The organism is Candidatus Erwinia haradaeae (assembly GCF_900698995.1).
Taxonomy (GTDB): Bacteria; Pseudomonadota; Gammaproteobacteria; order Enterobacterales; family Enterobacteriaceae; genus Erwinia_E; species Erwinia_E haradaeae_C.
In genome coordinates this window covers 122,906-136,562 of the sequence record NZ_LR217735.1, presented here as the reverse complement: position 1 = coordinate 136,562, position 13,657 = coordinate 122,906, and the positions used below count along the sequence as shown (strand labels likewise).

Sequence of the window (13,657 nt, the reverse complement as noted above, 5' to 3'; positions counted from 1 at the left end):
ATTAATGCACAAGTTTACTAATGTTCTGACACAATAAACAATAATATCAGTATATATTTAAGTGATAATAATATATGATTATCATCAAAAAGTTTAAACGATATCGTATACTTATTAAACAAATAAAATTATTTAATAATCATAATTATATTTATTTATTTATTTATTTATTTATTTATTTATTTATTTATTTATTTATAAAAGTATATTATGCTTTACATAATTTAAAAATATTTATTTTTCTCTTTTGGTATCTAATGAAACTTTTTTTAATGCGTCACGGCGAGGCTGATTTATTAACATGCAGTGATTTTTCTAGACCTTTAACTTCTTGTGGCTATAGTGAGTCTCGTAAAATTGCCCGCTGGCTTCATATAAAAAATATTAATATTCAACAAGCGTTAACAAGCCCCTATCTTCGTGCACAACAGACGCTAGATGTCATTCGTGAAGTGTTTTCTTTAATAAACAATCAAGTTAATACATTGCATCAGCTTAGGCCGAATGGAGAATCTAGTCAAGTTTTATCTTATTTGAAATTACTAGACAACAACATCACTCAATCAGTTATAATCATTTCGCATCTTCCTTGTATTAACTCTCTTTTAAAAGAAATTTTTTTAAATGAAAACAAAATAATATTTACACCCTCGTCTATTGCTTGCATTGATCTACATTTTAATTTTTTATTAAATAAGTTACAATGGATAATCTCTCCTAAAGAAATTCCTGACAATTCATAATTGTTAATCTAAAATCACCACCACCTGTAGCTGTCTTTTTAAGCACGGAATATTAATTTTTAACATTTTACTTTTTTTATTTTAGTTTAACTTTTAACGTAATGTTTATTCTTATAGAAAATATTAGATCACGTAACAGATAAATTAAATGCATAATCTTTTCTGCATGCACTGTGTATATAAAAAATAATAAAAAAGCAACCTTAAAATTATCATCGTTAACTCTTTGTGTCTAATAAATAGAGTTTATACTATTAATTGAACTCTCTTAATATTGCTCCGAATCAAACTATTACAAAAAACTAAATATAATATTTTACGTACAAATGTAATTTTTATCATATTTGTTAATCGATCAGTTCAATTAATACAAGTAATGCAGCATCTCCTCCAAACTGCCTGGGAGCTTGATGAAAAGCCAAAACTAATGGATGCTGAGCCAACCAAAAAGGCATTCGCCTCTTAAGAATATGTTTACCATGCCCATGCAAAATTCTAGTACAGTGCAGATTATTTTTTCGACAAGTAGCAATCAGCGCACCTAATTCTTTCTTAGCCTGTATTTGAGTAAAGCCATGCAGATCAAGAATAATTTCTGGGGCATAATCGCCACGATATAGTTTTTTTAACTCATAGTTATTTACGCCATGACGCAAATAACGTAACATTCCTTCACTAGCTATAAGTGGTTGAAACTCATCAGAAAAATAGTAACCATGATCTCTTTGTGTTGATGCAGAACGATCAAATGTCCTATAATTCAAATTTTTTCGTACTGGCCTATGCACTATAGTATCTTGCACTAACTGACGAGTACCTTTCATTAAATCAACAAATATTTTTTTTTTCTTCTATCTTAAGATTTGTTTTATCGTTCATTAGTAGTTTTACCCTTCTGAGAAAAAAATTTTTACATATAAAGTAATTTTCTTAATGTAACTGTATCAACCTATATAATATCGTTTAAAAATTCATATTAACTTAACGCTCTCAAAATAAACACTCTAAAATAAGAAAGTTAGACATTATACATTTCTGATATAACAAAATGTATTACTATAGAATATACTAATAAATATTATCTGATAACATGCATTCCTAACATCTTGTTTATAATTTAGTATCATATCAAGCCTTTGTATATACCAATATTAGCTATATACTCACCTAAAACATCCAAACCCAATCATTAAAATGACTTTTATCCTTAATAATCGACTATATATCTAATTACTCCTACATAATAAGATACTGTAGACAAAATATTCACTCTGAATATTACAAGCAAACCTATAACTCATAACTTAACGCATCTAATACAAATATACGCTATATAATAGAGTCAACCTCAATAAAAATTCTAATTATATCAACAGACAAGCTAACTTATATATCATCTAAAATAAAATTGTATCTAAGTAATCTTATTACTACTATGTAGCAGAATAATATTCTAATAAATGCATTAATTAAGAACACAACAAAAAAATAAAACTGCTTCTAGTCACATGACCAGAAAAAGAAATATGGATATAATTCTTATAAAAGATCTAATAATCTCAGAAGAACCTGCGCCTTAAGGAAAACATAAAAAATAAATTTTACTAAAAAATAATTATCTTTTATTTTCCTAAAAATACTGACCTAACTAGTAGATTTTGTATTATCTCTTATATTCTTAATATAAATATTTATAATATCAAAAGATTTATCGAAATCTTTAAAGTGATGGTTTAAAGACTTTCACCCTAGAGTTATTTTATATTTTAAAATATATTAACTTAATATTATCATTGTTTTATTATTTATATCTTTAATTTAATGTTAATAAGTTATTAACCAATATTAATCGAATATATATTTCTAAATATAATGTGCTACTAATAATTCTATTAATAAAAAAATACAGATAAATCAGCTAATCAGAAAAAACGCTATGCTTAAAACCTATTGATTTCATCAAAAAAATATCAGAAACAATTAACTTTGAAACCTATCACTTATACATAACATAGCGCATTAAAACCAAAAATAAAACACATCTAAATCCTGCTAAAATTGGTAATAAAATTCTACCTTTAAATAAGTAACAGGTCTTTTTTTTATTTGCCTGCTATCAAACCTTTCCGTTGATATTAATGGAAAAAATGATAACACCGTAATATAATCATAGTTTTAATACTTTTAGACACTTATTATAAATAATTATAACTATGGTATTTATAATAGTCCAACTCATATCGTGTATTCTATATTGTTTATTCATTAAAACAATCTTCTCTATCAGCCACTATTAAATTTAATAATAAAAACCTGAACACTATAGAGAAAACATTAAATCCTGTGAGATTTTTATGAATATTATGAAACTAAATTTAATTTCATGCACAATAAGCATACTTTTAATTCATTAAATGTGATCCGTGTAATATTTTTAATAAAACGCGCTAATTAATGCTTGACTGTTTTATTGAAAATTAATAGTTTTTTAATTTTCTACTAAATCATCTATTTTTATCACTAAAAATTTTATATCAATCCTATTGATCTATAGAAAAAATTGATAAATAGTCTTAAACCACTTAAATTATTCTCATTATGCATAAACAATTACTAATAAATAACCAGTTATAAAAATATGCATTGCTCTCTTTAATTAAAAATTTTTATTTTTTATAAAAAGAAGTTAAGTTGATTTTTATTTTATAGGAGTGGTGCTAAAGCGTAAGCTTTTTAAACAATTGTTTAATTGTTTATCTAACGGAGCACTGAGTAGTGTAATTTGTTTCGTATGTGGATGTATAAAAGATAATGTAGCTGCATGTAAAAAAATACGTTGCAGTCCAATACCTTTAAAATGCTTACTAAGATCGGAATTTCCATAACGATTATCTAGAATAATAGGATGACCTATATGTAAAGCATGTGCGCGAATTTGATGCATACGCCCAGTTATAAGAGATGCTTGAACTAAAGTTGCAATATGAGCATAGTTTTCTTTTATTTGAAATAATGTTTGAGATGGTTTTCCATCTTGATGGACTCTAACCATAGAATGATGATTAAATTGAATTGTTTTTAATAATGGAACATCAACTATTTGCACATGAATTGGCCACCGTCCTTGAACGAGAGCTAAATAATTTTTCTCCATGCTATTTTCACGTAATTGCTCATGAAGCATACGTAATGAGGATCGTTTTTTAGCTAATAATAAAACACCTGATGTATCTCTGTCAAGACGGTGGACTAGCTCAAGAAATTCTGTAACTGGCCGTAATGAACGTAATGCCTCAATCACTCCATACTGTAGGCCACTACCACCATGTACTGCTATCCCAGAGGGCTTATTAAGCCCTAATATATATTCATCTTCATAGATGATAGAATTTTTTAATGCAGTTACTAAAGCCGTTTTGTGAGATATATTCGCATCTTTTGACCGCATTGTGCGAATTAATGGAACATATATCTCATCTCCAATTTGTAATTTATACCATGGTTTAATGCGTTTTTTATTAATTCGAACCACCCCAGTACGCAAGATTCGATAAATCATACTGCGTGGAACTCCTTTTAATTTATTATGCAAAAAATTATCTATACGCTGTGCTTCGAACCCTGGGAGGATCATAAAAATATTTTTAGAAAAAGTGTCACTGTACATAATAAATCATTCTATATTGTGATCTGTGGTAACTCTGGATTTTATGTATTAGATGCCTATATATACTTGCTTAAGAACTTATTAAATATCTCAATTAGATATATACACAAACTTATTTGATATCTATTAAATATTATGGCTAATCATTTTCATTAAAAATAAAATAATCTCTATTAAAATAATAGAAAAAATTATCAATACACCCATCTAATTGTTTGTTATATTAGCATGATAAATACTGCTACATATCAGAGTATAGTATATCTTAAACTAAGATGGCTCGACGTAATTTTTGCATAGCATTTTTCTCTAACTGTCGAATACGTTCAGCAGAAACACCGTAATTATTTGCTAATTCTTGAAGAGTAGTTTTATTCTTCTCATCTAACCACCTGGCTTTAATAATATGCTGGCTACGATTATCAAGAGCGTGAAGCGCTATAGTAAGCTTATCGGAAGCATAATCCCCCCAATTATCTTCTTCAATTCCAGTAGAAAAATTAGATGATAAATCTTGTAAATAAAACATTGGGGTTAGTGCTTCATGTTCAATATTATCATCTGGTTGAGGATCAAAAATTAAGTCTTGCGCGGACATTCTTGATTCCATTTCACGCACATCTTTACTGCTAACTCCAAGCTCTCTAGCAACCATGTCAACTTCATCTTGATTAAACCACCCTAAACGCTTTTTAGTTTTCCGCAAATTAAAGAATAACTTTCTCTGCGCTTTTGTAGTGGCAACCTTGACAATACGCCAATTACGTAATACATATTCATGAATTTCTGCTTTAATCCAATGTACAGCAAAAGAAACTAAACGCACACCAACTTCTGGATTAAAACGGCGAACTGCCTTCATAAGGCCAATATTACCTTCTTGTATCAAATCTGCTTTAAGTAGTCCATAACCAGAATAATTACACGCAATATGCACCACAAAACGTAAATGAGATAAAATTAATGTCTTAGCTGCCACTAGATCACCATGATAATATAACCTCTCAGCTAACCCCTTTTCCTCGCCTGCTGTCAGCATTGGCCAAGAATTTACTGCCCGAATATATGCATCTAAGTTTCCTAAAGAAGAAACAGTGAGAGTTTGTATTTCTTTAGTCATTCGTGCCCTCTCTTGATAATGAAATCTAATAATAAAATAACTCTGAGGCACTAGTCATGCCGCACTTAGTAAGAAATATTAATGTCACCTCTATTGATAGATCTAAGCATTCCTCTACTCGGACATCCTTATCCTAGATAAAAAAATTGTTTATATTATACTTTAATGCAATTTTTTAAAAAAATGAATGATCACTCTCACTATATATACACTATCCTATCAAAAGCAGCTATTAAGATCAGATCTTTTATACTATTAATTACCTAAAAATCACAAAAACACATTACTAAAAGATATTAAGACTAGACTGAAATATAATCTAAGATCAGCTGATACTGATTTGATACTGATTCTTGATTGATCATTTAAAATTATAACTTTATACTATATCTCTTTCCTAAATATAGTGAATTTACCCATTCAATAGAATTTTTCTATGCTATTCTGAGCGTTTATCACGAGGATACAAGCCACATTTTTCTAAATCTCGATAAATCATATGCTGTTGTAATAAAGTTACTAGATTGCTGATAATATAGTATAAAACTAACCCTGAAGGGAAACACAAGAAAAAAATAGTAAAGATAACTGGCATAAAAGTAATAATTTTTTGCTGTATGGGATCTGTTGCTGTTGTTGGTGATAACTTCTGAATAAAAAACATAGTAGCACCCATTAAGAGTGGAAGAATATAATACGGATCCTGCGCAGATAAATCTTTAATCCAAAAAATAAATGATGCGTGTCTAAGCTCTACTGATCCAATTAACATATAATACAACCCTAAAAATATAGGCATTTGAATTAGCAAAGGCAGACACCCTCCTAACGGATTAACTTTTTCTCTTTTATATAACGCCATCATTTCTTGATTCATACGCTGTTTATCTTCACCAAATCGCTCACGCATCAATTGAATTTTTGGTTGAAGGATGCGCATACGAGCCATAGAAGTATACTGAGCTTTGCTCAGTGGATATGTAATACTACGCACAATTAACGTAATAAGAATAATTGAAAAACCCCAATTATTAATAAAACGATTAATGAACTGCAATAATCTAAATAAAGGTTGAGCAATAAACCACAACCAACCATAATCTACTGTTAGTTCTACATATGGCGCTACAGTGCTCATCCGCTCTTGTACTTCTGGTCCAATCCATAATGTAGCTTCTAAAGTTTTTTGCGAGCCCGCTGAAACAACTACTGGATCTGATTGACAATTAATAGAAACCATATTGTCATTTAAATTATTTGTATATAATATATTATTACCTTTTGTTTTTGGAATCCAGATAGAAGCAAAATACTGCTGTAACATAGCTATCCAGCCATTTGTAGTGATTACATTCAAGTGCTTATTTTTCTGAATAGTATCAAAATCATACTTAGAGTATTTACTCTGGCTACTAGAATAGGCCGCGCCACGAAAAGTACGTAGAGCAAAATTGTTGCTATTTGTGTTACGATTTTCCGGTAACTTACTAGTCTGTCTAAGCTGCCCATACATTGCAATCTCTATGGGGTTCATAGATTTATTATTAATTTGATAAGAAACATCAATAGCATAATTACCGCGGTGTAAAATAAAGGTTTTAACATAAGTTATATTATTTTTTGAAACAAAAGTTAATGGAATGCGTAATTCATTTTCATTTGGTGATAGCTCAAAATGCTTTTGCTTACTAACATAAATTGGTCGTATATCATTATAGATATCATCTGGTCCATTATGACCTACTAATCCACTTTTAGCCTGATATAAAAAATCTGGACTAGACTCTAAGAGTAACAAAGGGTGCTTCGAACCTAATTTATCTGAGTAAGATAATAATGCAACCTGATCAATATCACCCCCTCGAGTATTAATGCGTAAAGATAAGACATCAGTTTTAACTGTGATCGTTGTATCTAAGTCGCTATTTAATATATTCTGCTGTATATTATGACTCTCTGGATTTATAATCTTCTCCGTCGTCTGAGATGATTCTGGCTGACTAGTTGTTTCCATGTAAAAAATCTGCCACATAACAAAAGATAAAAATAGACAAATAATTACCAAGAATTTACTTTTAGAATGCATTATTCAGACTCTCTGAAATCAATATTTACGTGGTGGTAATAGATTCTTACTACAAGAACTAAAAGGATGACATTGCAATAGACGCTTGATGGACAACCAGCTACCTTTAATCGCACCAAATTTTTGCAATACTTCAATACTATATTGCGAACAGGTTGGCCGAAAGCGACAACACGGGCCTATCAATGGACTGATAACATATCGATAAATTCTTACTATAAGAATTAAAATCTGCGCACTAAGAGACAATGACGACGCCATAATTTCTCCAATACTCTTGTGAAAGCATGGTTATCAAGAGACACAATTCCACGTCTCACTATAACTACAAAATCCATCCCTGGGAGTTGGTGTTGATTGTGACGAAAACTTTCTCGTATTAATCGTTTAACTCTATTACGCTCATGAGAATGCTTAAGATTTTTTTTAGAAAGAGAACAACCAATCCTTGGATGTCCTAATGTATTCAAACGCCCAAGAATCGTAATACAAGTTATACTAACTCGTTGCGGCCTCTGAAAAACAAAATTAAAATGCGCGGAAGTTAACAAGCGTAACTTCTTTGTGAATAAATATTCTTTCATCTATCATTCAAAGAAGTTAATACAAGTTACTTGAGACAGTTAAACGTACTCGGCCTTTAGCTCGTCTATGAGATAAAATTTTTCGACCATTTTTGCTTTTCATGCGAGAACGAAAACCATGAGTGCGGTTACGTTTAATTACAGAGGGCTGGAAAGTACGCTTCATACCTTTTTCCTAAATTCTAACTAAAATGTGTTATCTAGCACACATCAAACATCGTACATATAGTTATGTGTACACCCATACCTGACTTGTCTTGCATATACTACTTGTTAAAATTAAACAAAATACTATAACAATCACAAATAAACATATAATAGAACAAACTATAACAATATTTAAATTTTGTACTTTCTATACTGATATGATTCTTTTAGAATGTTTTATAATGTCCACTAATTAGATAAAATCTATTTTGTTATATTTTAGAAAATTTGATAACCTAATCAAAAAATTTATAATTATATTAATAATTAACATTGTTATTAAAATAATATAGCAAGTTCAGTGTTCATAATTACAGATAATAATTATATTAATAAAATCCTATAAAATTTTAATTTTATACAAATCATATCATCAAAATAACTAGAAAAATAAATAAAAGAAATTTTAAAATCTTTAAATATTCAACATATACCTTACTTGACATATACATTAATATCATAGAACCTTTGTAGTATCTATCATTATAAATCGTCTATAAAAAAACAATTTTTTTTTTCTATATTTAGTATTTGATACTAATTAGTAATTTTAAATCATCAAATGATAATATATATATATCAAAAATGCAATATACATAGGAATTCTTACCAATTTTTCTGGTTTAAATAAACCGTTCAATTGCTAACGCTACACCATCCTCTTCATTACTTTTTGTAATAAATTTTGCGACCGACTTTACCTGAGTGATACTATTTCCCATAGCTATACTTGTACCTGCATACTCTAACATAGCTAAATCATTTTCTTGATCGCCAATCGCCATAATCTCACTCCTTGAATAACCTAACATCTCCGCTATAAATTGCACAGCAGCGCCTTTATTTGCTCGTTTATCAAGAATTTCTAGATAGTACGGTGAGCTTTTCATAATAGTATATTCCTGGAATACATTTTTTGGAATACGAGCGATGGCAACATCTAATCTATCTGGAGGATCTAGCATCATTACTTTTGGGAAAGTTAAATTACAGTCCATATTATCTACAGAACAATAATGCAAAGGAATTCCAGTCATCCAAGCTTCATGAACAGTATATTTGCTAATGTTTTTATTCGACGTAAACATTTCTGTTTTAGTTAAGGCCTGGAAATGAACTCCTAATATTCGTGATAATTTCTCAAAATAAAGATAATCATCAAAACGTAGTAACATTTCCAAAAGACATTCTCCGTTTATTGTTTTCTGAATTAATGAGCCATTATTAGTAATGCAATATTGATCATCCTTATGTAAATCCAGCTCATTGAGATAATACTCAACACCAATAAACGGTCTTCCAGTAGCCAAGACAACTTTAACCCCCTTCTTGTTAACTCTCTTAATAACTTTTTTTACTTTGGGTGTTAACTCATTCCTCGGGTTAAGTAATGTACCATCCATATCAATTGCAATTAATTTGATTGTCATACTATCCTTAGAATATTACTATATCTTCTTACGCTAGTATTATACAGTAAAAATTTATAACGTAGAATGAAAAAAAGTGAAAACAATTATCCTGGTATAATATAATTTATCTGAAATAAAATTTTTCTATACCTAATCTGTAGATTAATACTAAACAACTACATAGTGTATACTATTAAGACTATGTTTTTTGATTGTTTGAAAAATTTTACTAAATATTAAATATCGATATGAGCCACACGTAAGGCATTTGTTTCAATAAAAGCGCGACGAGGTTCTACTGTATCCCCCATTAAGGTGCTAAACAACTGATCAGTTTTAAAAGCATCTTGAATAGTTACTAAAAACATACGCCGACTCTTTGGATTCATTGTAGTCTCCCATAATTGCTCTGGATTCATTTCACCTAAACCTTTATATCTCTGAACTGATAAACCCCGACGTGATTCTGAAATTAACCAATTAACTGCCTGCTCAAAACTGGATACCGATTGACGACGATCTCCGCGCGTTACATACGCGTCTTGTTTAATTAGACCACGCAATTCCTTGCCTAATATAGAGATTTTTTGATATATGTCACTACATATAAAATTATTATCTAATAAATACTCCATCTCAACGCCGTGTATACATCCACGCAGAATTGGTTCAAATAACCCTAATTGATGATTTTTTTGAACAATGCCGTTATAGAATCCGCCATTTACATCATTGTCATTTAAATTATTTAATAAGCCCTGTAACCACTCTTCTACTGCAATCTCTATTGTTAAATCACTTAATGTTTTGTGATAAATTAGCGCATTTAGTAATTCTATTGGGTAACAACGCTCTGATTTTTTAATCATTCTACGTGTATATTGAAATGTATTTACTAGTATTTTAAGCTGTTCTCCTCTCAGGTCTATCCCGTCATTGCCAACATGCAGGACAGCCTTATCAAGAGCAATGGACATTTGATACTGATCCATAGCATCATCATCTTTAATATATTTTTCTTGCTTGCCTCTTTTAACTTTATACAGTGGTGGTTGCGCAATATAAAGGTGCCCTCGTTCGATAATTTCTGGCATTTGACGATAGAAAAACGTTAAAAGTAACGTACGAATATGCGATCCATCAACATCTGCATCGGTCATGATAATAATATTATGATAACGCAATTTGTCTGGGTTATACTCATCACGACCAATACCACAACCCAGAGCAGTAATCAGCGCTGCGACCTCCTGAGATGCCAACATTTTATCAAAACGCGCTTTTTCTACATTAAGAATTTTTCCTTTTAATGGTAAAATAGCTTGATTTTTGCGATTTCTCCCCTGTTTTGCAGATCCACCAGCTGAGTCACCCTCTACTAAATAAAGCTCAGAGAAAACTGGATTTTTTTCTTGGCAATCAGCTAACTTTCCAGGTAAGCTAGATAAATCTAATGCACCCTTTCGGCGAGTTATTTCTCGCGCACGACGAGACGCTTCCCGAGCACGAGCGGCATCAATGATCTTTCCAACTATTATTTTCGCATCACCTGGGTGCTCTAATAGATAAGCATAAAGCAACTCATTCATTGTTTGTTCAACTACTGTTTTTACCTCAGATGAAACTAGTTTATCTTTTGTTTGTGAAGAAAATTTTGGATCTGAAGATTTAATTGATATGACAGCAATCAATCCTTCGCGCGCATCATCACCAATAGTAGAAACCTTAGATTTTTTAGTGTATCCCTCTCTATCCATATAAGTATTTAGAGTTCGAGTCATAGAAGATCGAAAACCTACAAGATGAGTCCCGCCATCACGTTGTGGGATATTATTAGTAAAACAGTGTATGATTTCCTGAAAACCATCATTCCACTGCAAGGCTACTTCTATACCAATGTTATCTTTCTGGGTGATGTAATAAAAAATATTAGGATGAATTGGTGTCTTATTTTTGTTTAGGTATTGAATAAATGCTTGTAACCCGCCTTGATAATGGTAAACATCTTGCTTACCATATCGTTTATCTTCTAAAACTATGGAGACACCAGAATTAAGAAAAGATAATTCCCGTAAACGTTTTTCTAAAACTGAATATTCAAAGTCTATAACATTCTTAAAAGTATTATAACTAGGCCAGAAACGAACTAATGTACCTGTCAAGTTGGTATCCCCTATTATATTCAACGGGGATTGTGCTACACCATGCATATAAGTTTGAAAATATATTTTTCCTTCACGAAAAATAGTCAACTCTAATTTTTCTGATAATGCATTTACCACAGATACACCAACGCCATGAAGACCTCCAGATACTTTGTATGAGTTATCATCAAATTTTCCGCCAGCATGTAAAATCGTCATAATCACTTCAGCAGCAGAAACTCCTTCTTCTGTATGTATTCCAGTAGGAATACCACGACCATTATCTTGTATTGACACAGAGTGATCGGGATAAATTGTTACACTAATCTGAGAACAATAACCCGCAAGTGTTTCATCGATCGCATTATCCACTACCTCAAACACCATGTGATGCAGACCAGTTCCATCATCTGTATTACCAATATACATACCAGGACGTTTTCGTACTGCGTCAAGCCCTTTTAACACTTTAATACTCGATGAGTCATACATATTTGGCATCAACTTTCTCATTAATTTTAATTTTTATATAAAATATTATTATACTATCACTTCTTGACTATCTATAAAAACTTACTATACACGCATTATAAACGAATTGGCATAATGATATAACTTGCAAATGGCATTACTGAATCTTTGATATGCACACTTGATGTCGAATCACTTAGCGATATACAAACATTGTTACACTTTAATGTATTTAACACATCTAAAATATAACTAGCATTTAAGCCAATTTCTATCTGACTTCCACTATAAATTACATCTAAAATTTCTTCCGCTTCTTCCTTTTCTTGATTCCGTGCTGTAATCTTAAGCTGATTCTCACTAACATTCAGGCAAATACTACGGCATTTAGAATTAGACAAAATAGACGCACGCATGAGAGATTTTTTAAATGCCTCACGGTTCACCTCTATAGTTTTAATAGGTATTGATGATATAGCACTGCGATAGTCTGGAAACCGACCATCAATTAACTTAGAAGTAAACACACAAGCTCCAATAGAAATGCGAATATTATTTTTTCCGAGTTCTATCTCTAATGGCGTGTCACTATCATCTAATAAACGCGAAAGCTCTATAACACCTTTACGTGGAACAATCACAGAGTAACTGGCTAATAACTTATCTAGCGGAATAGAACCTATTGCTAATCGATGTCCATCCGTAGCAACGGTATATAATATTGTCCCTACTGTCTCAAATAACATGCCATTCAAGTAATATCGCACATCTTGATTCGCCATAGAAAAATGTGTAGCTTCAATTAAGTGCTTGATAGTTCTTTGGTTTACAACAAACGCAACTTCACTCGTTGAGTGATCTAGATTAGGAAAATCAATAGCTGGTAAAGTAACGAGGGAAAAATGACTGCGATTAGATTGAACAAAAATCCTATCTCCTTCAAGATACACAAAAATTTCCGAACCTGCTGGTAATCCACGACAAATCTCAAAAAATTTACGAGCAGGAATAGTAGCTATTCCCGACTGACACTCTTTAGTTAGTGAGATACACACTGCTATCTGCATTTCTAAATCAGTACCAATCAAACATAAAGACATTTCTTTAACCTCTAACAAAAGATTATAAAGAATAGGCAATATAGGGCGACTACTTAATGTGGCGCTTACATATTGTAGTGGTTTTAATAAACGTTCACGTTCTATACTAAATTTCATAATATA

Annotated in this window: 11 protein-coding genes; 1 reads left to right on the top strand and 10 read right to left on the bottom strand. The window is 30.9% G+C overall.

The window, feature by feature from the left end:
* The first annotated feature begins 257 nt into the window (after window positions 1–257).
* The gene (gene sixA, locus ERCISPPA3004_RS00440; RefSeq protein ID WP_157990181.1) at window positions 258–743 is read left to right on the top strand and encodes a phosphohistidine phosphatase SixA; all 486 of its coding nucleotides are present in this window, start codon (window positions 258–260) and stop codon (window positions 741–743) included.
* Between the two features lie 347 nt (window positions 744–1,090).
* Here sixA and smrB read toward each other — a convergent pair whose 3' ends face one another.
* The 10 genes from smrB to dnaN form a co-directional block, all read right to left on the bottom strand.
* On the bottom strand, window positions 1,091–1,567 hold the full coding sequence (smrB, locus tag ERCISPPA3004_RS00435) for an endonuclease SmrB (protein WP_157990180.1): 477 nt from the start codon (window positions 1,565–1,567) through the stop codon (window positions 1,091–1,093).
* Between the two features lie 1,874 nt (window positions 1,568–3,441).
* Window positions 3,442–4,410: a 23S rRNA pseudouridine(955/2504/2580) synthase RluC gene (gene rluC, locus ERCISPPA3004_RS00430; protein WP_157990179.1), complete on the bottom strand. Its 969-nt coding sequence runs from the start codon at window positions 4,408–4,410 to the stop codon at window positions 3,442–3,444.
* Window positions 4,411–4,675: 265 nt separating this feature from the next.
* Entirely contained in the window at window positions 4,676–5,530 is an 855-nt protein-coding gene (rpoH, locus tag ERCISPPA3004_RS00425; protein WP_157990178.1) for an RNA polymerase sigma factor RpoH, read from the bottom strand.
* A 439-nt stretch (window positions 5,531–5,969) separates the two neighbouring features.
* On the bottom strand, window positions 5,970–7,616 hold the full coding sequence (yidC, locus tag ERCISPPA3004_RS00420) for a membrane protein insertase YidC (protein WP_157990177.1): 1,647 nt from the start codon (window positions 7,614–7,616) through the stop codon (window positions 5,970–5,972).
* An 18-nt stretch (window positions 7,617–7,634) separates the two neighbouring features.
* Window positions 7,635–7,877, bottom strand: coding sequence for a membrane protein insertion efficiency factor YidD (yidD, locus tag ERCISPPA3004_RS00415; protein ID WP_157990176.1), 243 nt, complete (start codon window positions 7,875–7,877; stop codon window positions 7,635–7,637).
* Complete coding sequence (rnpA, locus tag ERCISPPA3004_RS00410; RefSeq protein WP_157990175.1) at window positions 7,841–8,200, bottom strand: ribonuclease P protein component; 360 nt, start codon at window positions 8,198–8,200, stop codon at window positions 7,841–7,843. The genes yidD and rnpA overlap by 37 nt, the downstream gene beginning before the upstream one ends.
* Before the next feature lie 16 nt (window positions 8,201–8,216).
* Entirely contained in the window at window positions 8,217–8,366 is a 150-nt protein-coding gene (gene rpmH, locus ERCISPPA3004_RS00405; protein ID WP_157990174.1) for a 50S ribosomal protein L34, read from the bottom strand.
* 664 nt (window positions 8,367–9,030) lie between these two features.
* Window positions 9,031–9,837, bottom strand: a complete 807-nt coding sequence (yidA, locus tag ERCISPPA3004_RS00400; protein WP_157990173.1) for a sugar-phosphatase — start codon at window positions 9,835–9,837, stop codon at window positions 9,031–9,033.
* A 218-nt stretch (window positions 9,838–10,055) separates the two neighbouring features.
* Window positions 10,056–12,464: a DNA topoisomerase (ATP-hydrolyzing) subunit B gene (gene gyrB, locus ERCISPPA3004_RS00395; protein WP_157990172.1), complete on the bottom strand. Its 2,409-nt coding sequence runs from the start codon at window positions 12,462–12,464 to the stop codon at window positions 10,056–10,058.
* Window positions 12,465–12,550: 86 nt separating this feature from the next.
* On the bottom strand, window positions 12,551–13,651 hold the full coding sequence (gene dnaN, locus ERCISPPA3004_RS00390) for a DNA polymerase III subunit beta (protein WP_157990171.1): 1,101 nt from the start codon (window positions 13,649–13,651) through the stop codon (window positions 12,551–12,553).
* Window positions 13,652–13,657 lie beyond the last annotated feature (6 nt).